Source organism: Methanoregula sp., from assembly GCF_049686655.1.
In the GTDB taxonomy this organism is placed as follows: Archaea; Halobacteriota; Methanomicrobia; order Methanomicrobiales; family Methanospirillaceae; genus Methanoregula.
The window spans coordinates 44,135-68,627 of record NZ_JBAVIG010000019.1; the positions used below are offsets into that span (position 1 = coordinate 44,135).

Genomic DNA, 24,493 nt, shown 5'->3' on the forward strand with positions numbered 1-24,493 from the left:
ATATATGTCACCCCCAGAAGACTTGACATAGCCTCTTCGAGCCTTTTTAATAACTGATCCAGTGTCGACTATGTGAGGGAGTCTTTTTTGAGTCTCGCTAATGTACAAGAATCCTTCCGGCATAGCCGCAGGGCCGGGATCTCCCGGTTGGCCCCCAGTGACGAATATACGGTGCCGCACCGGTGCAGGGAAACCACGGGCAACACCGCATATATTTACCTCAGGTTGTTGTGCACCTTCTCTTTCACCTCCTGCTCCAGACCAGTGATTGTCCTGATATCCCTTACAGTATCGACATGATCGATAAGGACCTGACCAACTGGCTCGATATCGAGATTGCGGAAAAATGCCGAAACTACCCGGGTGATGCAGATGAAATTATCCTCCCCTTTGCGCCCGGCAACCGAGAATATGAGTCCTTTCTGTCCTGTCCTCCCACCGTGCAACGCCCGCTCCGCGTGGTAGGCTTGTGTGCGGTCGATAACCAGTTTGAGCACGCCAGTCACAGTGTTGGTATAGACCGGTGAACATGCAATGATAAGCGATGCGCCACGGATTGCATTGATGATTCCCATCATGTCATCGTCAAAGACGCACGAGCCGGTATTGTAGCACTGGTAGCAGCCTATGCAGCCATGAATGTCCAGGTCGTGAGGGTAGATAACTTGTGCTGTCCTGCTGGCATCATGGGCAGCCTCAACGGCCCAGCTTGCAAGGATGCCACAGTTCCCGTCCGCCCGGGGGCTCCCTTGGATGACAACAAGATCGACAGCGGATGCGGCCCGGTGTTCTGACCCGTCCGGGGGGTAGTTCCGGAATAACCCGGACGGATCATTACGCAGTTCGTTCTCCCATTCATCGGCAGCCCGCACAGCCGCGGTTTCTGCGGTGAGGGAATCGAGTGGGGAATACTCGTACGTGTTGGTACGGAATATGGCAAGAGGTACATCCCCGGACATCACGGCAAGGACGTACCTTACCATCCCGGGGTAGAGTGCGGAAAAATCCTCGCGATGAAGGGTGAGCCGGTAACGTTCCGTCTCGGCACCGGCTGTCACGCTGCGCATCAGTTCCCGTACAGGTTCCATCACGATACTATCCTGCCCTGAACGGTAAAACAGTATAGGATACTGAGCATAGCCTCTTTAATTGTTATTAAAGGAAAATGCAAATCCAACGTTTAGAGAGTCTCCTGCTCGAGGCTGATCGATCCCAGGGAGAGGAGATTGCGGCCGACACATGGTGCTTGATTCAGGCACTGCGGGTAAAAAAGAGAAAAGTTTCCCGGCCCTTACTGCTGGGGGGGGAGAGCGGCCTTGATCATGTCGGTCGCGCCCGCGGGAAGGTTGAGCCCGCCAAGCACGGTCGGAAGGATACTCAGCATGGTGTTCTGTCCTGCGGCGGTTCCCGCAAAATCCTTCAGCAGCGTGATGCCTTCCGGCGATGCGAGAAATTTCTTGACTGCGTCCTGGCCTTCGGGGGTTGCAATGTAACCGGCAACTGCCCCGCCCATACTACCAATGTCTCCAAAATTCATGGTGTTCACTTCGTAAGATTGTTGGTACACGTAAGCTGGTGATCAGTAATAAAAATTGGGACGGGACAAACGTGTCCTGAACAAGAATATCCTGCAGATTCTCTCTTCCTGCACAAAAATTTTTCCCGCCGGTTTCAGGCCGGAGGATAGCGGCAGGGGATCTCCCCCTCCCCATATAATTCCATTCCACGGGGGTGTGCCGGTGCAGATCGCAGTACTCTTTTACCTCAGCAGGTAACCATTCTTTACGGAACGGGATCACGCATGACAGGCCAGACACCAATACCGGAACAAAAGGCAGGGAAGCCCGACCTGCAGTACCACACCATTTCAGAGGAAGAACTCTTCTCCGCCCTCTCTTCGTCCCCTGCCGGGCTTACTGCCGCGCAGGCAGAGAAGAACCGGGCAGTGTACGGGCCCAACGATATCTCGCACATCCGCAAACGCCCGGTCATCCTGCAGTTCCTCGCGCATTTCAAGAACCTCCTTGTCATCATCCTGCTTTTTGCTGCCGTGGTCTCGGTCGTCACGGGAGAGATTACGGATGCAGTGATCATCTTCGTCATCATCCTTGCAAGCGTGACCCTTGACTTCTTCCAGGAGTACAAGGCGGAAAATGCCGCAGAACTCCTCAAGAAGAAGATCATCACCCGTGCCTCGGTATTCCGCGACGGCAAAGCGGAAGAGCTGCCGATCACCGGCCTGGTCCCGGGCGATCTGGTCTCGCTGGCTGCCGGCGATATCATACCTGCCGACGCCCGGCTCTTGTCCTCACGGGACCTGTACGTCAACCAGTCCTCCCTTACGGGAGAGCCATTCCCGGTCGCGAAGACTGCGGAGCGGGCCGCCCCGGGCGAGCGGCTGGCGGAAGCGGGTAATTACGTATTCCTCGGCACCTCTGTCGTCAGCGGGATGGCAACTGCGATGATCACGCGGACCGGTGCCGGGACCGAGTTTGGCAAGGTGGCAAAGACGCTCGTGGAACGCCCTCCCGAGACCGAGTTCGAGCGCGGACTCCGGCACTTCAGCTACCTGATGTCGAAGATCGTCTTCTCCCTCGTGATCATCGTCTTCTTCATCAACGCCTTCTTCAAGCACGACGTACTCCAGTCCCTGATCTTCTCGGTCGCGCTCGCGGTAGGGATGACTCCGGAACTGCTGCCCATGATCCTCTCCCTCAATCTCTCGAAAGGCGCCCTCGCCATGTCGGAGAAAGGGGCGATTGTCAAGCATCCGGAGTCGATCCAGAACTTCGGCAGCATGGACGTACTCTGCACGGACAAGACCGGGACGCTCACGGACAACCAGATCGCGCTCGTCCGGCACCTGGATGCCGAGGGAAACGACAGCGAGACGGTGCTCCACTATTCGTATATCAACAGCTACTTCCAGACCGGCCTGAAGAGCCCGCTCGACGAGGCCATCCTCAACTTCCGTCACATCGATATCGATGATTTCACGAAGAACGACGAGATCCCCTTCGATTTTGTCCGGCGGAGGGTCTCGATCGTGGCCACCGGGAAGTCCGGCAAGGTGATCGTCTCGAAAGGGGCCCCCGAAGAGATCCTCAAGGTCTGCACCTCCGTGGAAAAGGACGGGGCCGTACAACCGCTGACGGACGAAGGCCGTGCCGGGATCACGAACCTGTACCATTCCCTGAGCGCGGACGGGTTCCGGGCCCTTGCGGTCTGTTACCGTCCCCTGGACCCCGGCACCGCCACATTCTCCGTTGCTGATGAGAAGGAGATGGTCCTCGTCGGGCTGATCACGTTCATCGATCCGCCCAAGGAAAGCGCCCGCGAGTCCATCCGGCTCCTCGCCCAGGCGGGGATCGAGCTGAAGATCCTGAGTGGCGATAACGAGCTCGTGACGAAGAAGACCTGCGAGCTGATCGGGCTCCCCGTGAAGGGGATCCTCACCGGCACGGAAGTCGATGCCATGGACGTGCAGACCCTCTCGCGCCAGGTCGAGCACGTGACGATCTTCTCCCGCATGACCCCGGCCCAGAAGAACCGGGTGATGCAGGCCCTCCGGCATAACGGCCACGTGGTCGGGTTCATGGGCGACGGTATCAACGATGCACCCTCGATCCGGGAGGCGGATGTCGGGATCTCGGTCGAAAACGCGGTGGATATCGCCAAGGAGTCGGCCGATATCATCCTCCTCAAGAACGACCTCTGCATACTTCACGACGGCGTGCTGGAAGGGCGCAAGACCTTCGGGAACACGATGAAGTACATCCTGATGGGGACGAGTTCCAATTTCGGGAACATGTTCTCTGTGGCAGGCGCCTCGCTCTTCCTGACATTCCTCCCGATGCTCCCCATCCAGATCCTCCTGAATAACCTGATGTACGACGTATCCGAGTCCACCATCCCTACCGACAACGTCGATGAATCGTACATCAGCACCCCCAAGAAATGGGACATCGATTTCATAAAGAAGTTCATCGTGGTCTTCGGCCCGATCAGTTCCATCTTCGATTTCATCACGTTCCTGATCCTTCTCGTGGTCTTCCAGGCAAAGGCACCATTTTTCCAGACCGCGTGGTTTGTCGAATCGATCTGCACGCAGACGCTCGTTATCTTTGTCATCAGGACACGGGTAGTACCGTTTTACCAGAGCCGGCCAAGCCGGATGCTCTTTGCCAGCACGATCGCAATCGTCCTGATCGCGTGCGCCCTGCCATTCACCGTAATCGGGAGCCTCTTCGGGCTCGTGCAGCTTCCGGTGGCCTTCTTCGCAATCCTGGCTGCACTGGTCATCAGCTACCTGATACTCGTCGAGCTCGTGAAATACTGGTTCTTCAGGAAGTTCGGGGCAAGCACCGAGCGGCAGCTGGTCCCCGACCACTGATTTTTCCTACTGCCGCAAAACCGGGCCGTCTCCCTTTCGGTCCCGCTCTCACCGGGTAAATGACCGGGACTTTTAAAAAAGATGCAGGACTACATCGCTCCAGGCAGAAAAAAATCCATGCACGAGTGACAGCCCGGTCCGCAGCCACCCGGTCCCTGCCGCAGTTCAGGCCGACTGGGACACGTTGGCAAGGGACCGGATCAGCTGCTGGGTCTCGGCCGGTGTCCCGGTGGTATTGACCATGTAGATGGTGGTGCGGGAGAGGAGATCGCGCAGATATTTTGTCCGGATCTCCTTTTTGAACGGGTTGTTGACGAGCAGGTGCGGGTTGAAATAATTATTATCCGTAAAGACCTGCAGCGCGATATCCGGGTTGAGCGACTGGACGGGAATCGGATCTGCGGGGTCCCGTTTCAGGATGATGATGATCCGGAGGGTGGTCAGGGGCAGGATCCGGCCTTTCCCGATAACCCACCGGATATCGGCAACAGCCCGCCCATCCCCATCGTAATCTCCTTCTTTTACCAGCCCTTCGAACTCCTTCCAGATCTTTTCGAGGTCCTGGCGGATGTAAAAGTTCTTTTCCGAACCATAGGCCAGGATCTCGGGCCCGAAGACCCGGGAGAAGAACCAGTCATCCGAGACAATGCGGGTATGCGGATTTTTTAAAAGACCGTACGTCTGGGTGGTCTTTCCCGCTCCTGATATTCCTACTATGCACAGGCCGCTGCCATTGATGTCCACGCAGGCCCCGTGGATGGAGAAGATATCGTGTTCGTCTTCGAGGATATCCCCGGCAAGACTGAGTGCGAGCGATTTTATCCAGCCATAGTAGTTGAAGTTGAAGAGGAATGCAGTTTTCGACTGGGGCTCGTACAGGACCGTGTCGGGGTTATACCCGGGATCGCTGAACACATACATCCTGCCATGCGACCGGACATTCTGGGACATCGAGTAAAAATTCTCCTGCCAGGTATCCTTCACTCCGTGGTCGCCGGTGAGGAGCTTGATACAGCACCCGTAGATCTCGGATTTGATCTCATACCGTATCGATGGTCCAAGCTGCCCGGCGAGGCGCTCCTTCTCATCAGGAGCGATAAGGGAAATCGTATATGCCATAGGAATTACCGTGCCCGTGCTACAGTAATCAGATCTCCTCATGGTTTATTAATAAATCCCTGCTCCCTGCAGCAAAAAACAGGAAAACAGAAAAACCACTCCCGCTCTTTTGGTATGATTGGGAATAAAAAAAAGTGATGGGGAGAAATCATTGCAGATAGTAACGCTCCCGGGGGTTTCACCATCCGGGGTTTTCTTACCGATACTACGCAATCAACGGTGAATTGATGTAAAAATCACCCGTTTTCCGGGTCCTGATCTTTTTAGCTCCTGGGAAATTCTGCTCTGTAGAAAACCTCATAATCGCTGACGCTTTTATGGGCTTTGCCCCCCGCCGCTATGGCATCCCCCGGTTGCGATGACGATGTATTACCTGCCATTTGACTCGGGGCATCGTCTCTTCGAAAAAAAATGATTTCTACAGAGCAGAAAATTCATCAATCCAGGATCAGAAACAAATTTATCGAAATCATTCAGTCCATCTGAAATGAAAAAGCATAGAGACTATTTGAAAAAAATGCTCTGGAGAACTCATTACAAAGAGGGAACGCTATCAGGTGTTTCACCTCAGCTGTGGCAACCGCTTACCAGGTAATTCCTGCAGCATCGCAATGCGCAGAGAGGTGAGGGGGGATAGGCACTTCCCCTCCTCTCAAAAATATAATCCAACACTATTTGTTCCAACACAAGGATTTCTCCAGAGTAAAAGAGCAAAAAAAAGAATCCCGTTTTTGAGAAAATGATCAGACCGGAATTATTTTCCGGTTATGGACTTCATTAATTACCTGGCCTATTCCGATATAGAGTGCAAGACCCCCGGCAATAATCCCCATGACTCCGCCGGACATTCTGATGAGGCCGCTTCCCGTCAGCTCTGCTGCAACAAGAATTACGATCAAAAGGAAAACGGCAAGGACCGTTGCCTGAAGGCTGCGGTGCATCTTCAGGGTACAGATTAAGAGACCAAACGCAACTATCCCCCAGACCGACAGGAACGCAGCAAGGTCAACCGGCTGAGGCGCTTTCGCAAGGCCGAGAACCGGAAGCATCAGGACCCCGGCAAAGGAGATCCAGAAGAACCCGAAGCTCACGAAGGTTAAAAACCCGAAATTATTGTTCTTCTTCCATTCCATGAGCCCGGCAATGATCTGGGCGATTCCGCCATAAAAAATTGCCATTGCAAGAACCGGGCTGCTAAGGCCGATTATCCCGGCATTACAAAGGCTCAGGAGGATGGTAGTAGTCCCAAATGCGCAGAGCCCGAGCGGTGCCGGGTTTGCGGTATTATCCGCGAGGAAAATATTGTTCCTGTTTGTTTCTTCATTGTTCAACATGATACCACTCAAACTGAATAATCTGGTGCATAATTACGGTTGCCCGCAATCATCATGTGCTCAGGTTTTCTTCGATATCGGACAGGATTTTTTTTGATATCGATCCAGATAATCAGTTCATTGATCTCGATCTCCTTTACTTTAACAGTTCGCTTTACGGTTCTGTCAGGTTGCCGGCAGTCGGGGTGTCTCAGGACGTGCTGTCAAAATGCGGCAGGTGAGACCCCATGACACTGGTTAATTGTCGTGGGATTAGATCCCTGTATTACCTGCCATTTGACTCGGGGCATCGTCTCTTTGAAAAAAAATGATTTCTACAGAGCAAAAAATAGTATATCCCTGTTACAACACTCCTCCCTTTTTACCGGTAACGCGGTATCAAATCCCCGGACCAGCACAATAAAAAACCCGGTGTCTTTTTAATCCGGCACAATGACACTTACTTACGCGCAATCGGATCGGTATCCGGGTGTCTTCTGCCATGACCGGGAAAAAAACCATTTCTGTCTCTTCGGATCCCCAGTTTCTCGAAGAGCTTTCGGAATATCTCGAAGTGCTTTCCAACCCGGCCCGGTTGAAAATACTCAAGTTCATTGAACCCGGGCCAAAGGAAATTACCGCTATCGCTGAACATATCGGCATGAGCTACCAGAACGCGAAGAAACATCTCGACCGTCTTGTTGCCATGAGTCTCGTGAAACGGGATGCCGGCTTTGGAAGGGAAACCGATCGCGGGATCGCACCGGTCTGGAAATATTCCCTCGCGGACGGCGGTCTTGCCAACCTGTCTAAAACCCTGGGAATTTTTTCAAGCATACCCGTTTCCCCCGGGTATAACGATATCCGTAAACGCATCGAAGAAGTCCGTGAATCCGTACGTGCAGCAACCGGTGTGAGGTCCCCGTTACTTGTTCTCATGGGAGGAAGTGCAGATGGACGTGCATTCCTGCTCACCGGCGACAGGATCCCGGTCGGCAGGGAAGACCCGGAACAACCGCTGCCGGGAACCATGGCAGCGGTGATCCTGCCGGAACAATACCTTGCGGTTACGCGGGTCAATAAGCCCCATGCCACGATCCACCGGTCCGGGAAAGAATGGCTGATCGAAGACAATGGCAGTACCGGGGGAACGTACCTGAACTCGGAACGCCTTTCACCGGGAAAAAAGACCCTGCTTGCACACGCGGATCTGATAGATCTGTCGGTGGGAACGAATGCGGCCCGTTTCCTGTTTGTCTCCTATGATTAACAGGGACTGGTCATCCGTGGAGCGGGATTTTATTCCCGGCACTGACCTGCGGACCTTTCAATACCAATCTGTTCTCACCATCCTCCTGGTCCTCGTTTGTATCATGGGAACTGTACTGCCGGTATCTGCACAGCCTGTTTCCGGTAATCCTGATTACATAATGCCCTCATCATCGACAGATACCCGGATCCATACGTACGGTGGCAGCGTCCCGGCACTCCAGCCCCCGTCACCTCAGTCCGCGTCAGTAACCCCGGTCCCGACACGCATCTTTCCCGCGAGGATTCCTGTCGTTGTTCCCGTCCGCACCAACCGGACTACGCTCCTGCAGGTCCTTGCAAGAAATGCGGCAGAGCGGCCGAAGATCACGGTCCCCCTGTTCTGGTTTGTTATCCTCCTCCTCGTTGCCATTGCCGGCCTTGGTGCGTTCTTCTGTTTTCTCCTCCGGAAACGATCCCCCGGGGGCAGACCTGATCCTGCCTCCAAAGGGAATACTGCCCGGCATGCGACCGTGATCGATGCGCCCCCGCATTCCGGAACGTTATCAGCAGAATCTGCCGGGCCGGCGGAAGAAGCCACAGGTTACCGGGTCCCGTTCCCGCCCTCTCTTGAAAAACGGTTTTCCCATGCGGAGTTCATCGGGGAAGGTGGCCTCGCACGGGTGTTCCGTGCATACGATCCCCGGTTACAGAAGACCGTTGCGGTAAAAGTGCCTATCCGGTATGACGAAGTCACCGGTACGCATTTTACCCGGGATATCCTCTTCTGGCAGGGGCTCCATCATGAAAATATCATTGAGATGTACGCTTCCAACATCCTTCCGGTCCCCTATGTGGAGATGGAATATGCTCCCGGCTCGCTTGCACAGGTCCCACTTCCCCTGTCGCAGGAACGGGCCCTTTCGGTGATTACCGGTATCGCCCGGGGTATTGCCTATGCCCATGAAAAGGGAGTTATCCACCGGGACATCAAGCCGGAAAATATCCTCATTACCGAAGACGGCACCCCAAAGATCACCGACTGGGGCCTGGGGCGGGAAATACGTGATACGCGCCAGTCCAGTGTCCTTGGGTATTCCCCGGTATATGCGGCCCCGGAGCAAATCGCGCCCGGCCGGTTCGGCAGGCCCGGGCCGGCAACGGATGTCTACCAGCTGGGAGTTCTCCTGTTCGAACTTCTCACAGGGTCTGTGCCCTTCCGGCACGAGGGGATGCATGACTTAAGCCAGGCAATCCTGCAGGATGCACCCGACGTGCCGGAATTTGCAGGTCCTGGCGGGAAACAAATACGGGCGATCATCCTGCGGTGTCTTGAAAAGAATCCCGCGGATCGGTATCCATCGGTCGTATTGCTTCTTGCGGATCTCGGCGGTCTTGGGGGCCGCGGAGAGAAATAAGGTTTTTAATTGCGAACTCCCGTACTGCGCCGGCGGTAATCCGGATTAACCGACGGCATTCACAGGTACAGCACAGGTACCTGACGCGCCTGCACCGTGCCAGAGGGCAAACCCGATACAAAGTCCGATAATAATCCCGATCACAAGGGCAATTCCAAGCTGGATGAGCTGCTGTCGTTCCATGGGTACATGTTTTTTGTGATTGGGATAAATACTTTTGAAACACCACGCTTTTCTGCATGGGTGGGATCATCAAAAGTGCACAAGGACGATCTTATGGATCATAACGGCATCTTTTCGGCAGATACGCTCACCGCCCGGTTCCCGGAACCCGATTCCATTCCCTCCGATGCCTGCTGGATCCTGGTGAAAGACGCCGGTGTCTATATCACTGCCGGACCTGTGCCCACCATTTTTGTTTCCGGTCCTCCGGAAGCCCACGCCCGTTCAGGATTGTTGATCCAGTATCTCGGCCACCACGAAGATATCCCCTGTTATGCTGCCGGTATTGCCGAACCGGCCCGGGCTCCGGAGGGAATGGAATATGCCGGAGTAAGAGAGCTGTTCGGAAAGATCCCCGATGGGGAACTGGCAATTGCATCTTTTGCCGCCAGGATGATCCTGTTCGACCGGAATACCCGGTTCTGCGGGCGGTGCGGCGCTCCGACACGCCAGCTCCGTACCGAGCGGGCAAAACTCTGCAGCGACTGCAACCTGATCACCTACCCCCGTATCTCACCGGCGATCATTGTCCTCGTGCAGAACGGTGACCGGATCCTGCTCGCCCGTTCTCCCCGGTTCCCTCCCGGGCAGTACAGCGTTATCGCAGGATTCGTTGAATCCGGTGAGAACATCGAGCATGCCGTCCGTCGCGAAGTGCGGGAAGAGACCGGTGTAGAAATCACGAATATCCGGTATTCCGGGAGTGAACCCTGGCCCTTCCCGGACTCGCTGATGATCGGCTTTACCGCGGATTATGCGGGCGGGGAGATCCGGATCGATAACAACGAGATCGTCTCCGCTGACTGGTTCGACCGGGACCATCTCCCGCTGCTCCCCTCCAAAATGAGCATCTCCCGGGCCCTGATCGACCAGTGGATCGCACGGGATTCCCCCCGCTGATCCTTCCTGCTACCGCTCAGGGAAATTCTTCCCGGGGGAGATGCCGGTTGTTTTGTACCTCCCCCGCTTTCAACCAGTATCAACCGGAAACACCCTGCCATCAGGATTGTCACAGGAAAAATGTACGGGACTTTTTTGTGCAGGATCTTCTTTTTTTGCGTTCCAAAGGCACCGGTTCGTCCCTTTCGACCAGAAGTGCTATAATCCAGTATATAAAATCATATAATAAGGCAAATATTTGCAGCAGAGCGTATCCCAGAAGTGAGAGATCCTGATGAATGCCCCCCCGTCCGAAGGAAGCGAGAGCACTATAGATATTTTCGTTCTCAGTAAGAATCAGACAGAGGTTCCTGCGCGGATGGCGCCTCTGGAACAGAAGGGTTACCGGATAACCCTTTTTGATGATCCCCCGACCCTCATCGAATCCCTGCACGAGGGAAAACCCAACCTCCTGATCTGTGATACGCTCTCTTTTCCCGAGGCATACGACCTGTGCCGGCATATCAAGGACGATGCCGATCTCTGGGTGATCCCCGTCCTGATCCTGACGGCGGCCTCCGATCTCTCGGACCTTCTCCACATCCTTGACTGCAATGCTGACAATTACATCGCATATCCCTATGATCCCGAATATTTCCTCTCTCTTGTGGACGGGATCCTCTCGACACCTGTCGAGCGGCAGACCCCCGAACAGATCAAGACCCAGTTCAAGATCCAGCATGACGACCGGATCTTCGTGGTTACCGCGGACCGGCGTAAACTGCTTGAGTTCCTTCTCTCATCCTTTGAGATTGCCGTGAGCAAATTCCATGACCTCTCGCGGGCGACCGACGAGATCCATGTCCTTTCGGACGATGTGAACCGTCTTGGGATGTTTGTTGACGGCCAGAAGCAGACTGTCGAAGAGCTCAACAGTTCCCTGCGCGAGAAGGACCGGGCAATCAGGACCCTTGAACAGACGCGTAGTGAGCAGGAGCAGGCGCTTCTGGATAAAACGGGGGAGATCGACAGGCTCGCCCGGGATCTTGAGGCCGATAAGGCATTGCTTGGTGCTGCAGAAGACCAGCTTCGTGCACTTATACGGAACAAGGATGAATCTGAACGCCAGTCAGTTGCAGAGATATCAGATCTCCGGCAGCAGGTTACGTCCCTGGCCGCGGAGCTTGGAACGGCAACAGCCACGCTGCAGGAATCCCGGAATGCACACTCCATCGAGCAATCAGGCCGTGCCGAGGCCCTGGCATCTCTTGCAGAGATCACGCAGGGGAAAGAACTGGCAGAGAAATCCGTGCGGGCCCTCAAGCTCGATAATGAACAGATGAAGGTCTCCCTTGCAGCGGAGAAGAACCGTGCAGTTGCTGCGGAACAGGAGACCCGGTCGGTTCTTCTTGCAAAATCCGGATCCGAACAGGACCTGACGGCAATCATCAATGATCTCAGGGAAACGGCAAAACAACAGGCGCTCGACCTGCACCGGCAGAAAGCGGAGATAGATGACGCGAAAAACCAGGTCCTCAATCTTGAGATCCAGCTGGGGAACCTCAAAACCGATACAGAGAACGCAGAGTCCGTCCTCAGGGCCACCACCGGACACCTGCAGCAGGACCTTGCCATAACCCGGGAAAAACTTGATGCCGCACAGGCAACCCTGGATGAGAAGGACCTCGATATTGAACGCCTGAACGTATCGTATAACGAAATTCTTGGTGAACGCGATAAGACCGGATCTGAACTTCAGTCCCTCACCCGGGAACTCCGTACCGCACAGGAAGCCCGGGATAATAAAGATCTCGAAATTGAACGACTGAACGTATCGTATAACGGAATTCTTGGTGAACGCGATAAAGCCGGGTCCGAACTCCAGGCCCTCTCCGGGGAGCTCCGGAACGTGCAGCAGGCTCTTGATGCCGAAAAAGAGCACCACCACGCCACGGAAGAGAGCCTCAACGCGGTAATCCGCGAACGGGATGCCGCACTCCAGTCCCTGCAGGGCTCACACCAGTCAGCCCAGGCGGACCTTGCTGAGCACCGGGATAACCTGGCGCAGGTCAGGCTTGACCTTGCATCTGCCAGTGCCGGTCGTTCATCCCTTGAACGTGATCTGGAATCCGTGTCTGCGAGAATGCGGGAGCTTGAAGCACGGATGCAACGTGAGGTCGACAGCCGGGAGCTTGCAGACCAACAGGTCCGCTCGCTCTCTGATGAGCTGGAAACGGTGAACGCAGCCCTGGAAAATGAGCGCAGGCTGCATAACTCCACGGTAGAATCACTGCGATCATCCGCTCTCGAAACGGAACGATACGGGCAGGACCTCGGGAAACTGTCAGAGCAGCTTGCATCGGCCCGGTCCTCCCTGGCCTCGGAAGAGGAATTACGGTCTGCCGCCGAGTCAGAAACTGAAGATCTCCGCCGGAAGCTCGTGGCTGCTGAGGACAGGAGCCGGTCTCAGGATGCTTCAATGGCGGCAACGATTGAAACCCTGAAAGCGGAGTTGTCATCTGCCAGTCACTGGCAGCAGGACCTTGAACACAGGGTCCAGGGCCTCACCCGCGAGAAGCAGCTGGCCGAAGAGAAGGCGGGCTCCCTTGCAGATGAAATAGAACAGGCAAGGGTCGCGCTTGCCGACGAGTGGGTAGATCACATGAACGATCACGACCAACTCACGGTAGCGGCTCATGAGAAGCAGCTGGCTGAAGAGAAGGCGGGCTCCCTTGCGGCTGAAATAGAACAGGCAAGGGTCGCACTTGCCGACGAGTGGGTAGATCACATGAACGCCCGGGAACGACTCACGGCTGCAGCTCTTGAGAAACAGCAACTCGAAAAGTCTCTCTCCCGGGCAGAGGAGCCGGAAGCTGAAAAAGCCAGAAAACGTGCGATCATCATAAAAGGTCCGGATCTTCCAATGGAGATAAGGGCCGCATCCCATGCACTTACAACTCCCGGCACTCTTCATGTGCCCCCACCCGATACAAAGCGCATCACCGGCGTTGAAGATCTTTTTGAAGATGACGACGTTACAAAAGAACCTGGTACAACCCCAACTGTATCCATCATCCAGGAACCATCCGGTGATCCGGACTGGGTTCCCCCGATGCCAGACCTTTCGCAGTTTCCCGGTGAGATCCAGTCCCCGCCTTATGGGGAAGGACTTCCCGGGAATCGCAGGGTTGTCGATCCCGAAGTGGAAGGAACGCACGACGTGAGTGAGGAGGAGGGGTCGGAAGATGAGGATAGCGATGGGGAGGTGGCAGGGGACGGATACCCGGATGATGGCACGAACGGCGCTGATGAGGATGCCCCGGGAGATTCCCCTGCGTCAGGACCGGCGGGAGAGTCCGCAGAAAGCATCACCCCTGCACTATCGTTCAACCGGGCCCAATGGTTTGATCTCCTCAAATGGGCACACCACTCCGGTGCACTTACCCCGGAACAGCGCATGCAGATTGTCCGTATGGGGCGGCTGATCCAGAAAGGCCGGAAACTCACGCGAAAACAGGACGAGCAGGTCAGGGAAATGATAGTCCTTGTCCAGACCCTCGGTTACCGGTTTACCTGAACCTGTCGCCGGCCTTACATTTCCCGGTCTTTGAATTCATTTCTCTCTCTTTTCCCGGCCAATATACCGGGACCCCGGCCCGGAAATGTGTCAGGGGGACAGGATATCCCTGTCCGGTATCCGGGGATATGGATCACGGTGTCCGCGGCATCCACGGGATTGTACATCAGTGTCTCCCGTGCACGATGTGCCGGTGTGTATCTGCGAGATCTCACCGCCCCGCCCGGGAAATATTTTCGCCATTCGCGCGAGGCCCGGCCGGTCGCCTGCACACGGTACTGGACCAGCACCTTTGCACGTCCCCGGATTACAATGATGCATCAATATCGCTGAGCAGCTGTTTGATATCGATCCAGATGATCAGTTCGTTGATCTCCTTGTCTTTTACCCGGGCCTTGCGCTTGATGATCCCGATGATGGAGGTCTCCTGCTTGCTCACGGAAGCTGACGTGTAATCCACATGGTTGCCTTCGAATGTCGATACAGAGGTCACGTCATCGACCAGGATGCCGGTCTTTGATCTGGCAATCTTGTCATCCAGAACAATAATCCGCGATGATTCAAGGGATGTGGAGCTCTCTTCGGTGATGTTCAGCCGGTGTTTGAGATCGATGATCATCGTGATCTCCCCGCGCAGGTCAATGATGCCGCGTACGTACGCAGGCACGTTGGGAAGTTTGGTGATCGTAGTATATTCCACCACTTCCTTTACATCGAAGAGATCGATGGCGAAATGTTCGTTTCCGAGCACGAATTCTACTACCTGGATCGAACCGGGCCTCTTTTCGGAAGTAACGGGATTTTTTGCCGTTTCGACAGGTTCACTTGTTTTTGCTGTCATGGGCAATGTCCTCCCGCTCATTCCACCCTGAATCGCTTGTTGGCTTCCATGGCCTGGACGGCCGTGTTGTTGACAGCCTGGATCATCCGGGTGATCTCATCGATCGCAGCAGCCGACTCTTCGGTTGCCGCAGCCGCATCGCCGGCCTCCTTTGCGGTCTGTTCGATCAGGCTTGCCACTTCATGTACGCTCGCGGTGATCTCTTCCGTTGTTGCAGCCTGTTCCTCGGTGGCGGCAGCGACTTCGGACGCACTGTTGGCCACGGTTTCTGCCGCTTTCTGGATCTGCCTGAAGGCTTCGAGTGCCTGCTGGGATTCCTGGAAACCTTTGCTGACGAGGACCTTGGACCCCTCCATCGCATCCGTCGCCTTCTTGGTGGCAAGGTTGAGCTGGGTGATCATCTCTTCGATCTTTTCCGCACTGGAACGGGATTCCTGTGCCAGGGATTTGACTTCCGATGCAACTACGGCAAAGCCCCTGCCGTGCTCGCCGGCCCGGGCCGCTTCAATGGCTGCGTTGAGCGCAAGGAGGTTGGTCTGGCTGGCGAGGTCACGGATCAGGACGATGATCTTGCCGATATCGTTCATCTGTTTCTCGATGTCCTTCACAATCCCGTACACATTGTTCGTGGAACTCGTGATCTCTGTCATATCCTTGTTGACGTTATCCGCAAGGATGGCACCGCTCTTGGCCGAGGCATTTGCCGTGTTGGCCTGGGATGAGACGCTCTCCATGCTGGAGGTAATTTCCTCAACCGCGGCACTCATGTCCTGCATTGCCTTGGACATCTGTTCTACGCTTTCAGAAGCTTTCTGTGCGTTCTCTGATACTTCGCCTGCGTTCTTGGCGATCTGGCTCACGCTCTTTGAGGCGTCCTCCACGCTCCTCGCTGCGTTGTCTGTGGTGGACGTCAGGTTTGTCATCTGTTTGTTGACATCGGCGATATTTTTCTCAAGATTAATGACGATCCCACGGACAGCATCACGAAGCTTGACGATCTGTTCATAGGTTTCCCTGGTGTCATCATCCGGTTTGGTAAGTTCATACCGTACAGTCAGGTCGCCCTCCGCCATCTTCGAATAGGCCTTACTGAGTTCTTCGACTTCACGCGCCATGAACTCCTGGGATTTTACCATTTTTGTGACATCGTGGTAGGTGATGTAAACATAGGTCACCTCGCCTTTCCCGTCAAGGATCGGGATATTTGCCCGCTGGACTATATGGATACCGGTCGGACCTTCGATGGTAGACTCACCGAATGTTCTTTTCTTCTGGGTAATCGCATCGGTATATGACTTGCCCTCATCCCTGAGATATTTCAACAGGCCCTGGGACCGGAGATCCGTGATTTTCATAGCCAGGAGCCGGTCTTCGGAAATTCCAAAGAGCCTGACAAATGACGAATTTATTTTTATGAATTTCAGGTCCCTGTCAACGATAACCTGTGCAAGGGGATTGTACTCAAACATCAGTTCGTATTCTTTTAGCTCGATCATGGAATTCACCCTAACCTGACAATCTTCTCTTTGTATACTTCATTCATGACTTCGCCGAGGCCCGTGTACATTGCAGAGAGGCCGCAGATGATACCCTCAATACCGGCAATCTGGACGATTACTGCACTGCCAAGAGAAATCCCCACGACAAGCAGCAGGAAGAGCAGGACAAGGAGGCCGAAGACGACCTGGAGGGCCCTGGAGAGCCGGAACGTGATGACAAACATCACGAGAGAGAACAATCCCCATAATGCAAGATATGCTGCGAGAGCCTGTGCAGGCAGTGCATCGCTCCATCCCAGGGCCGGCATAAGGATCATGAAGACCAGTACGATCCAGAAGGAACCGTAAGATATGAATGCGGTCATGCCGAACGTATTGTTCTTCTTCCATTCCATAATGCCTGCAATGATCTGGGCAATGCCGCCATAGAATATTCCCATGGCAAAGACCACGGAACCCATGCCGAAGAGCCCCGCATTGTGCAGGTTCAGGATGACCGTTGTCATACCGAATGCCAGCAGGCCCAGTGCACCGGGGTTTGCCGTTGTGTCTGAAATTCTCATCTCATTCTTAAATACCGGATCAACCGAATTTTCCATATCCTGTTCACCCTTATCCTCAAATTTCCCGGGACTCATCCGATCCCGGCGTGTGCAGCCGTGCATACGACAACCGGACCCGTCCCGTGTCCGAAGTCCATCTTTGTGACGGCTGGCTTCCCACTCCGGACCCCCGCGGGACTTCTTTCATGCCGCCCGGATTTTTTTCGAGAGCGTCCACTTTCTTTGCCGTATATTGCCAGGGAATGCAGGAAACCTTACGCATGTTTCCTTTACAACCGGTTCAAGAGATAACCTCTGCCCCTTAAACATCTTATGCGATCTGATAAACGCCGGAGGGAGTCTGCTCCTTACCGGATTTCATGGGCGGAAGCTGCCGGTTTTTCCGTTAACGCGCACCAGATCTCAAGCCGAATCTGCCATGCTTTTTGTTTTGGCAAACCCCATATTCACGGCCTCATTAATAAATGTATGTGTGAATCGGGCTTATGCCCCTGGCATATGCCGCTCAGGACGTCACGGTTACGGTACCGGTCATTGACGGGTGGATCGAGCAATGGTACGTGTAGGTGCCGGGTTTTGTGAACGTGAACGTGAATGAGCTGCCCTGGCTGAGCGGATCCGAACTGAATGCGTCAGGAACTCCGGCATCGGAAACAACCGTGTGCGCGACACTGTCCTGGTTTGTCCAAGTGACGGTTGTCCCCTGGCTCACCGTAACCTGCCGGGGACTGAAAGCAAAGTTATTGATCGATACCGACCCGGGCCCGGCAGCAGGTGTTGCAGGACCTGCGCCCTGCGGGGCAGGATTCTGGTTTGCAGTACACCCGGTGATTGCGACTGCAAGAGCCAGCAGGGAAAGGAGTACAAAAACAGTACGGAATCGTGAAATGGAGGTCATACAGGTATCAATAGTGCGGGGGAAGAAAAACCATTGGGTCGGGATCATGCAGGCCCGCTTGAGATCTTCCGGTTATAGAACCGGAATGAGGCCCGGAGCAGGAACCCGATCACGAGGACCGGTGCAGTAAGGATAATGATCATGGCCCACTGGACCGCAGAGAGCGGCACGGTCTCAAAAACTGCACCCCCGAATTGTACAATTGCGATCTGGATCGCGATCACGCCTCCCATGATTGCGAAGAACAGCGGGTTGCCGAAGAACGGGGGCATCTCCCCGTCGAGTGCCCGGCAGTTCACGCCGTTCCATACTGCAGCAAGGATGAAGGCCGAGAAGAAGACCGTGGCGATCCCCGCCGGGGTAGTGCCTCCAAGGAACCCAGTCGACACCTGGAGGATGCCGGCAAGGACAAAACAGGTGCCGGTCACAACAATCGACAGGATCATGAAGGGCGTGACGATGGTCGCGTCGCGGGGGACAGGCTTCCGGTTCATCAGTCCTTCGTGGGGCGCCTCCGAGCAGAGTGCGAAGGCAGCGAGCGTGTCCATGATGATATTGATCCAGAGGATCTGGATGATCGTGAATGGTTCCGGGTACCCAAGGAGCGGCACGATGAATACGAGCAGGCAGGCGCTGAAGTTGATGGTCAGCTGGAAGAGGAGGAAACGCTGGATGTTCTCGTAGAGGGAACGGCCCCATGAGACTGCCCGGGCGATCGAAGCAAACGAGTCGTCGAGCAGGATGATATCCCCCGCCTCCCGTGCCACTTCGGTTCCTGCTATGCCCATCGCGAATCCCACGTCAGCATGCCTGAGTGACGGGGCATCGTTCGTGCCGTCACCGGTTACTGCTACCACGTCCCCGTTCTTCCGGAGCGCCTCGACAAGCAGCAGTTTATCGAGCGGTCCGGCCCTGGCCATTACATCGATGGTGCGTGATTCTTCTGCCTGCTCCCCCGGTGAAAGCGACCGGAACGCCTCCCCCAGCACCACGGTCCCGGTCCCGAGGATCCCGGCCTCGCGGGCGATCGCCCGGGCGGTATCAGGGTTGTCCCCGGTCACCATCCGGACCCGGATGCCGGCAGAACTGCACGCGGCAACCGAAGCGGCGATGTTGTCCCGGAGCGGGTCGCGTATGCCTACGTACCCGTCCCAGACCAGCGCGGTCTCGGTCTCATCGTCTCCCGTGATCTCCCGGTGGGCAAAGGCAATAGTCCTCATGGCCCGTGAGGCAAGGGCGCTGACACCGGTAAGGTCCGGGGTTTCCGTGCAGAGTGCAGCAAGAATTTCCGGTGCACCCTTGACGAGCAGCCATGACCTGCCATCGATCCGGATGATTGTTGACATCCGTTTCCGGTTGCCATCAAAGAGGTGCTGTTTTGCACCGGGCGTCTCTGCCCGGACCTGCCCGTAATCAATCCGGTGGGCAGCAAGCCAGCGTAGCAGGGCTCCCTCTGTGGAGTTGCCGATGACGGTGGTCTTTCCCTCCCGCATATCGAGATGGGCTGTCCCGTTCACGGCGGCATTGAGGGTGATCCATTCAGCGGGAGTACGGGGCAGGCCGTTGCTCCGGGCCGGGATTCCGGCAGAGGACTCGACAACCGTCATCTGGTTCTTCGTGAGCGTCCCGGTCTTATCCGTGCAAATCGTTGTTGCAGACCCGATCGTCTCGCATGCGATCAGCCGGCGCACGAGGCAGTTGGCCCGGGTCATCTTCCGCATGGCAAGCGAGAGCGAGAGGGCAACGCTCATGGGCAGCCCCTCAGGAACTGCAGCAACCACGATGACGACTGCCAGCATAAAATAGTGGAGAAGGTTGTCAGCCGAGTCAAGGTTAAACCCGGTGATCTCACCGGTAAAGATTCCACGGATGAAGAGAGAACTGCAGATGAGAACTGCCATGATGTACCCGAATGTGCTGATCAGGCCTGCCAGGTCCCTGAGTTTCTGCTCGAGCGGTGTCTCTGTTGCATGATCGATCCCAAGAGAAGCCGCGATCACGCCTATCTCCGCCGTATCCCCGACCGCTGACGCGATCACCTGCCCTTTCCCCGCAGTGACATAGGTCCCTTTGAGGACCCGGTCACGGGCATCCCGTTTCACCGGCTCGCTCTCTCCCGTAAAGGAGGATTCGTCCAGGGTAAGTTCATCCGAAGAAGATACGTATGCGTCTGCCGGGACTGCATCCCCGGCCTCGAGGAGGACGAGGTCGCCAGTAACAATATCCCGGGCCGGGACGAGCTGTGGATGGCCGTCGCGGACCACCCGGATCGCCATGTCGTCCCGGCGGGCGTTGAGAATATCGAACTCACGGCTGCTCCGGTACTCGTTGAAAAACGCAATCCCGGTCGATAAGAAGACGGCAGCGACGATCCCGATGGTATCGGGCAGCCCGGTTCCTTTGATGATGGCAACAAGAGCGGAAATGCCCACGGCGATGAGCAGGATCCTTATGACCGGGTCGTCAAATTTTTCCAGGTACTGTTTCCAGAGCGGCTCCCGGGCCGGGGGGGTCATTACGTTGGCCCCGTACTGCTGCCGGAGCGACCCGACCCTTTCCGAAGAGAGACCTGACGCTCCGGCAAGGGAGATCAGTTCCTCAAAGGAGATAGCTGTCTTGTCAGTCATGGGATGCGCTCGTCGTCTGTCCAGGAACCGGGTGACGGTAAGAATACGGTAACCATACAGGATCCGGTCACGGCCCGGGATCCACGGGGAACAACATAATAACGTCACCTTTAAACCTGATAAACAATGATTCTCCGGTGAATCCATGGACGTGCAGGCCTTTTTCCGGAAATATTCCATCATCTTTGAGACCAAGCCGATTGCCAAACTGATGGAATGTACCGGCGGAGCGCACGGCCTGAAAAAAGTACTCTCCCCTTTCGAGCTGACGCTCCTTGGGATCGGGGCGATCATCGGCACCGGCATCTTCGTTATCACCGGCGTAGTGGCAGCGAATTATTCCGGCCCTGCGCTTGTTGTCTCCTTCATCATTTCCGGTATCGTCTGTGCCTTTGCCGCGCTCAGTTATGCGGAGTTTGCCGCAATGGTGCCGGTTGCCGGAAGCGCCTATACATACGGGTATGCTTCGCTTGGCGAGATCTGGGCCTGGATCATCGGCTGGGACCTGATCCTTGAGTATTCGGTTTCTATCGCGGCGGTAGCAGTCGGGTGGTCCGGATACATGGTGAACCTGCTCACTGCGGTCGGGATCATCCTACCCCCAGGCCTTGTCAACCCCCCCGGCACGAGCGGGGGGCTCGTGAACCTCCCCGCAATCCTGATCATCCTTGCGATCACGGCCCTCCTGATCATCGGCGTGAAAGAGAGCGCCCGGGTGAACAACGTGATCGTCCTCGTCAAGATCGGCGTGATCCTGCTCTTCCTCTTCCTCGCATTCTCCCATATCAATCCCGCGAACTGGACGCCGTTCATGCCCTATGGCTGGACCGGTGTCGTCACCGGGGCGGCGATCGTCTTCTTTGCCTACATCGGGTTTGACGCGGTCTCGACTGCAGCAGAAGAAGTCCGGGACCCCCAGAGGAACGTACCGATCGGGATCCTCAGTTCGCTGGTCGTTGCCACGGTCCTGTACATTGCCGTTTCGGCAGTCCTGACCGGCATCGTCCCGTACCTTGCATTCAAAAACACCAGCGCACCCGTTGCCTTCGCCCTTGGCCAGATCGGGATCAGCTGGGGTTCGGCCCTGGTTTCAGTCGGTGCGATCTGCGGCATCACCTCGGTCCTGATCGTGCTCCTCTACGGCCAGACCCGGATCTTCTTTGCCATGTCCCGCGACGGCCTGCTCCCGGGTGTCTTCCGGGAACTCCACCCGGTCTACCGTACGCCCGTCAAAGTCACGCTGCTGGTAGGCCTTGTCACGGCACTCATCGCGAGCCTCCTCCCGCTCCAGACGATCGCCGAGCTCGTCAATATCGGAACCCTTGCCGCGTTCATCATCGTCTCGCTCGGTGTGATCGTGCTGCGCAGGACACGGCCGGATATCGAGCGGCCGTTCCGGTGCCCGTTCGTGCCGTGGGTACCCCTGCTCTGTATCATCTCCTGCGGGATCCTGATCGTCATGCTCCCGTTCGTCACCCACATGAGGTTCGTGATCTGGCTCGCCATCGGGCTCGTAGTGTACTTTGCCTACAGCAGGCACCATTCCCGGCTCCACGAGGATACGGCCGGTCTCGGGTGCTGGGGTACGGAAGAAGGTGAAAAAGGCGGGGGCTGACTACAGCGGGATCAGGAGATCAGAAATGGCCGGTCCTGCAGAAATCCTTGTGTCGGGACAATCAGTATCTCCAAAAATTTTCCGAGGTTGATATTGAGACCAGCGCAGTATTTAAAGAGTCTCATAGGTGCACCGGAAACTGAAATATTGCTTACTATCTATACATATGAAATTTCAATTAATAAATCATATATATTATATGAAGCAATCTATTTTTATTAGGGTTGGATTGTCAGCTTCGGATTAAATTTACAAATTCAAATTGAAGGCATAAACCTGATTCGACTTTTCTCGGGGTTGATTTTTGTTTATACCGTTTTGAAAATAGGCTAATTGAGGGAGTTGTTGATGTGATAACAAAAAATAAGACAAAAATCAGGATAATCCTGGGACTGTCATTATTAATTTTAATTTGCTGCGTTTCTGTCGTGAGTGCGGATGAACGCTGGACTCAGATGACCCCCGGTGCCGGGTGGTCGGCACGAGAATATTTCAGCAGCGTAACGATGCCGGATGGCAGCATCGTCCTCATGGGTGGAGTAGACGGCACCCCCAGGAATGACACGTGGCGGTCTACGGATAATGGCGCCACGTGGACGGAGATGAATGCGAGATCCGGTTGGACCGCAAGATGTTTGCAAAGCAGCGTAGCGATGCCGGACGGCAGCATCGTGCTCATAGGTGGAGATGACGGCACTCCCAGAAATGATGTGTGGCGATCTACGGATGACGGCGCTACGTGGACAGAGATGACTGCAAATACCGGTTGGACGCCCCGGCAATCACCCGGCAGTGTTGTGATGCCGGATCGTAGTATCATTGTTTTCGGGGGTACGATACCGGGAGGATATACCCAGTTAAATGATGTGTGGCGATCTACGGATGACGGCGCTACGTGGACTCAGGTGAATTTGCATGCCGGGTGGTCGCCACGATACGGCCAAGGCTCTGTGGTGATGCCGGACGGCAGTATCGTATTGACGGGTGGTTTTTCTTTTGGGCCGGGTTATTTGAATGACGTATGGCGATCTACGGATGAAGGTATTACTTGGACCGAAGTGAACGCGAGTGCCGGGTGGTCGAAAAGATATTTTCACAGCAGTCTGGTGATGCCGGATGGCAGCATTGTACTCATCGCGGGTGGCTATAATAATCAGGTCTTTATGAATGACACGTGGAGGTCAACGGATAACGGCGCCACGTGGACAGAAGAGAGTCCGAGCGCCGGATGGACAGGGAGGATGGGCCAGGGCAGCCTTTTAATGCCGGATGGGAGCATCGTGCTGATGGGGGGCAATGACGGCAGCAGATACCGGAATGACGTATGGCGGTTAATGCCCAATGAATGGTCAGCAATGGCACAATCATCGTCCATATACGGAAATAATGAAGATTTTGAAGTATCGGGGATAAGCCAGAATTCCAGTATTCTTATTTCAAAGACAATAACTCCGCAGGTGATAAAGCAGAATACTGACGCTCAAGTTACCATTACGCTTACTAATTCCGGTCTTACTCCCATCCATGATATCGAAGTTGTGGATGAACCTCTTCCGGAATTTCCGGTACTAAGTGGGCAGATTCAATACACGATCCCCCAGATGCTTTTGCCCAATGAGACGCGCATTCTCATCTATACCATTAACGCCACGAACCCCGGGAAGTATACCTTCAATGGTACTTCGGTTATGTATGCCGGGGACGATGGTAATTATCACGTTATCCATTCCAATGCATCAACGGTCATTGTTCTTAAACCGCTGATACCCTCTCCAACCCCGGATCAGTCATTTGATCTCGGGCGTATAATATCAGATTTTTTCCGGAGAATAACTCCGTATTGAGTATCATATGAATTTCTGAGATTCCAGTGCGTTGTCGTGATTTAAAGAAAATGACTCCGTCGAAATCGATACCTGCGCAGTATTAAAAGAGTCCCGAAGATGCACCGGAACCTGTTTTCCATACAGATACCGTAGAATCTGCAAGGGGAATTTCTGATAGAAATTATCAATTCCTCTGCATCTGCCCGCAGTCCGGGCACATCCAAGTAACCGGAATGAACTTCCTGTTCTCCCGTTTGTATAATCGCTGCATCTTGTGATCCCGGTCTTTGTGTCTGATGTCCGTGAAGATGTATACAACTTTGACAGCAATTTGAGGTTTGTTTTTCCAGAAATATTTTATTGTTGATAGGTAGTTACTAACATACGGCAGATATTTTTTTAAAAACGCCGGGTGTACCGGATGATTATACGACTCGCTGAATCTTCCGGATTGG

19 protein-coding genes are annotated in these 24,493 nt (G+C 55.0%); 7 read left to right on the forward strand and 12 right to left on the reverse strand.

Going from position 1 to position 24,493, the window contains the following annotated elements:
* Positions 1-215 precede the first annotated feature (215 nt).
* Both WBL42_RS02315 and WBL42_RS02320 read right to left on the reverse strand, forming a co-directional pair.
* The gene (locus WBL42_RS02315; RefSeq protein WP_424719650.1) at positions 216-1,088 is read right to left on the reverse strand and encodes a flavodoxin family protein; all 873 of its coding nucleotides are present in this window, start codon (positions 1,086-1,088) and stop codon (positions 216-218) included.
* A gap of 203 nt (positions 1,089-1,291) precedes the next feature.
* Positions 1,292-1,537 carry a hypothetical protein gene (locus tag WBL42_RS02320; RefSeq protein WP_424719651.1) on the reverse strand — a complete coding sequence of 82 codons (246 nt, stop codon included), beginning with the start codon at positions 1,535-1,537 and terminating at the stop codon, positions 1,292-1,294.
* Positions 1,538-1,801: 264 nt separating this feature from the next.
* Here WBL42_RS02320 and mgtA point away from each other — a divergent pair, with 264 nt between their 5' ends.
* Positions 1,802-4,393 carry a magnesium-translocating P-type ATPase gene (mgtA, locus tag WBL42_RS02325; RefSeq protein WP_424719652.1) on the forward strand — a complete coding sequence of 864 codons (2,592 nt, stop codon included), beginning with the start codon at positions 1,802-1,804 and terminating at the stop codon, positions 4,391-4,393.
* Positions 4,394-4,558: 165 nt separating this feature from the next.
* Here mgtA and WBL42_RS02330 read toward each other — a convergent pair whose 3' ends face one another.
* Together WBL42_RS02330 and WBL42_RS02335 are read right to left on the reverse strand one after the other, a co-directional pair.
* Positions 4,559-5,512, reverse strand: coding sequence for an HPr kinase/phosphorylase (locus WBL42_RS02330; protein WP_424719653.1), 954 nt, complete (start codon positions 5,510-5,512; stop codon positions 4,559-4,561).
* A 743-nt stretch (positions 5,513-6,255) separates the two neighbouring features.
* Positions 6,256-6,846 (reverse strand): acetate uptake transporter, encoded by a 591-nt coding sequence (locus tag WBL42_RS02335; RefSeq protein ID WP_424719654.1) that lies wholly within the window; start codon positions 6,844-6,846, stop codon positions 6,256-6,258.
* A 481-nt stretch (positions 6,847-7,327) separates the two neighbouring features.
* Here WBL42_RS02335 and WBL42_RS02340 point away from each other — a divergent pair, with 481 nt between their 5' ends.
* Complete coding sequence (locus tag WBL42_RS02340) at positions 7,328-8,095, forward strand: FHA domain-containing protein (RefSeq protein WP_424719655.1); 768 nt, start codon at positions 7,328-7,330, stop codon at positions 8,093-8,095.
* 103 nt (positions 8,096-8,198) lie between these two features.
* Positions 8,199-9,491 carry a serine/threonine-protein kinase gene (locus WBL42_RS02345; protein ID WP_424719656.1) on the forward strand — a complete coding sequence of 431 codons (1,293 nt, stop codon included), beginning with the start codon at positions 8,199-8,201 and terminating at the stop codon, positions 9,489-9,491.
* A 45-nt stretch (positions 9,492-9,536) separates the two neighbouring features.
* Here WBL42_RS02345 and WBL42_RS02350 read toward each other — a convergent pair whose 3' ends face one another.
* On the reverse strand, positions 9,537-9,674 hold the full coding sequence (locus WBL42_RS02350; RefSeq protein WP_424719657.1) for a hypothetical protein: 138 nt from the start codon (positions 9,672-9,674) through the stop codon (positions 9,537-9,539).
* Between the two features lie 60 nt (positions 9,675-9,734).
* Here WBL42_RS02350 and nudC point away from each other — a divergent pair, with 60 nt between their 5' ends.
* A complete protein-coding gene (gene nudC, locus WBL42_RS02355; RefSeq protein WP_424719658.1) occupies positions 9,735-10,613 on the forward strand; it encodes an NAD(+) diphosphatase in 879 nt (292 codons plus the stop codon).
* A gap of 358 nt (positions 10,614-10,971) precedes the next feature.
* On the forward strand, positions 10,972-14,169 hold the full coding sequence (locus WBL42_RS02360) for a response regulator (protein WP_424719659.1): 3,198 nt from the start codon (positions 10,972-10,974) through the stop codon (positions 14,167-14,169).
* Positions 14,170-14,476: 307 nt separating this feature from the next.
* Here WBL42_RS02360 and WBL42_RS02365 read toward each other — a convergent pair whose 3' ends face one another.
* The 6 genes from WBL42_RS02365 to WBL42_RS02390 form a co-directional block, all read right to left on the reverse strand.
* Positions 14,477-15,010: a chemotaxis protein CheW gene (locus WBL42_RS02365; protein ID WP_424719660.1), complete on the reverse strand. Its 534-nt coding sequence runs from the start codon at positions 15,008-15,010 to the stop codon at positions 14,477-14,479.
* 17 nt (positions 15,011-15,027) lie between these two features.
* Positions 15,028-16,506 (reverse strand): methyl-accepting chemotaxis protein, encoded by a 1,479-nt coding sequence (locus tag WBL42_RS02370; RefSeq protein WP_424719661.1) that lies wholly within the window; start codon positions 16,504-16,506, stop codon positions 15,028-15,030.
* Positions 16,507-16,511: 5 nt separating this feature from the next.
* On the reverse strand, positions 16,512-17,072 hold the full coding sequence (locus WBL42_RS02375; protein ID WP_424719662.1) for an acetate uptake transporter: 561 nt from the start codon (positions 17,070-17,072) through the stop codon (positions 16,512-16,514).
* A 55-nt stretch (positions 17,073-17,127) separates the two neighbouring features.
* On the reverse strand, positions 17,128-17,334 hold the full coding sequence (locus tag WBL42_RS02380; protein ID WP_424719663.1) for a hypothetical protein: 207 nt from the start codon (positions 17,332-17,334) through the stop codon (positions 17,128-17,130).
* A 243-nt stretch (positions 17,335-17,577) separates the two neighbouring features.
* Positions 17,578-17,970, reverse strand: coding sequence for a cupredoxin domain-containing protein (locus WBL42_RS02385; RefSeq protein ID WP_424719664.1), 393 nt, complete (start codon positions 17,968-17,970; stop codon positions 17,578-17,580).
* Positions 17,971-18,014: 44 nt separating this feature from the next.
* Entirely contained in the window at positions 18,015-20,597 is a 2,583-nt protein-coding gene (locus tag WBL42_RS02390) for a calcium-translocating P-type ATPase, PMCA-type (RefSeq protein WP_424719665.1), read from the reverse strand.
* Positions 20,598-20,742: 145 nt separating this feature from the next.
* On the opposite strand from WBL42_RS02390, the gene WBL42_RS02395 reads away from it, so the two are divergent.
* Complete coding sequence (locus tag WBL42_RS02395) at positions 20,743-22,212, forward strand: amino acid permease (RefSeq protein ID WP_424719666.1); 1,470 nt, start codon at positions 20,743-20,745, stop codon at positions 22,210-22,212.
* 451 nt (positions 22,213-22,663) lie between these two features.
* Here the strand turns inward: WBL42_RS02395 and WBL42_RS02400 are convergent, their stop codons facing one another.
* A complete protein-coding gene (locus tag WBL42_RS02400; protein ID WP_424719667.1) occupies positions 22,664-22,891 on the reverse strand; it encodes a hypothetical protein in 228 nt (75 codons plus the stop codon).
* Here WBL42_RS02400 and WBL42_RS02405 point away from each other — a divergent pair.
* Positions 22,866-24,056, forward strand: coding sequence for a Kelch repeat-containing protein (locus WBL42_RS02405; protein WP_424719668.1), 1,191 nt, complete (start codon positions 22,866-22,868; stop codon positions 24,054-24,056). The two genes, WBL42_RS02400 and WBL42_RS02405, sit on opposite strands and share 26 nt — an antisense overlap.
* The last annotated feature ends 437 nt before the right edge of the window (positions 24,057-24,493 follow it).

Excerpts from the sequence above, each read along its gene's own strand:
- WBL42_RS02315 (WP_424719650.1), bottom strand. The coding sequence starts at position 1,088 with ATGGAACCTGTACGGGAACTGATGCGCAGCGTGACAGCCGGTGCCGAG.
- WBL42_RS02320 (WP_424719651.1), bottom strand. The coding sequence starts at position 1,537 with ATGAATTTTGGAGACATTGGTAGTATGGGCGGGGCAGTTGCCGGTTAC.
- mgtA (WP_424719652.1), top strand. The coding sequence starts at position 1,802 with ATGACAGGCCAGACACCAATACCGGAACAAAAGGCAGGGAAGCCCGAC.
- WBL42_RS02330 (WP_424719653.1), bottom strand. The coding sequence starts at position 5,512 with ATGGCATATACGATTTCCCTTATCGCTCCTGATGAGAAGGAGCGCCTC.
- WBL42_RS02335 (WP_424719654.1), bottom strand. The coding sequence starts at position 6,846 with ATGTTGAACAATGAAGAAACAAACAGGAACAATATTTTCCTCGCGGAT.
- WBL42_RS02340 (WP_424719655.1), top strand. The coding sequence starts at position 7,328 with ATGACCGGGAAAAAAACCATTTCTGTCTCTTCGGATCCCCAGTTTCTC.
- WBL42_RS02345 (WP_424719656.1), top strand. The coding sequence starts at position 8,199 with ATGGGAACTGTACTGCCGGTATCTGCACAGCCTGTTTCCGGTAATCCT.
- WBL42_RS02350 (WP_424719657.1), bottom strand. The coding sequence starts at position 9,674 with ATGGAACGACAGCAGCTCATCCAGCTTGGAATTGCCCTTGTGATCGGG.
- WBL42_RS02360 (WP_424719659.1), top strand. The coding sequence starts at position 10,972 with ATGGCGCCTCTGGAACAGAAGGGTTACCGGATAACCCTTTTTGATGAT.
- WBL42_RS02365 (WP_424719660.1), bottom strand. The coding sequence starts at position 15,010 with ATGACAGCAAAAACAAGTGAACCTGTCGAAACGGCAAAAAATCCCGTT.
- WBL42_RS02370 (WP_424719661.1), bottom strand. The coding sequence starts at position 16,506 with ATGATCGAGCTAAAAGAATACGAACTGATGTTTGAGTACAATCCCCTT.
- WBL42_RS02375 (WP_424719662.1), bottom strand. The coding sequence starts at position 17,072 with ATGAGAATTTCAGACACAACGGCAAACCCCGGTGCACTGGGCCTGCTG.
- WBL42_RS02380 (WP_424719663.1), bottom strand. The coding sequence starts at position 17,334 with ATGCGTAAGGTTTCCTGCATTCCCTGGCAATATACGGCAAAGAAAGTG.
- WBL42_RS02385 (WP_424719664.1), bottom strand. The coding sequence starts at position 17,970 with ATGACCTCCATTTCACGATTCCGTACTGTTTTTGTACTCCTTTCCCTG.
- WBL42_RS02390 (WP_424719665.1), bottom strand. The coding sequence starts at position 20,597 with ATGACTGACAAGACAGCTATCTCCTTTGAGGAACTGATCTCCCTTGCC.
- WBL42_RS02395 (WP_424719666.1), top strand. The coding sequence starts at position 20,743 with ATGGACGTGCAGGCCTTTTTCCGGAAATATTCCATCATCTTTGAGACC.
- WBL42_RS02405 (WP_424719668.1), top strand. The coding sequence starts at position 22,866 with ATGCCGGACGGCAGCATCGTGCTCATAGGTGGAGATGACGGCACTCCC.
- WBL42_RS02400 (WP_424719667.1), bottom strand. The coding sequence starts at position 22,891 with ATGAGCACGATGCTGCCGTCCGGCATCGCTACGCTGCTTTGCAAACAT.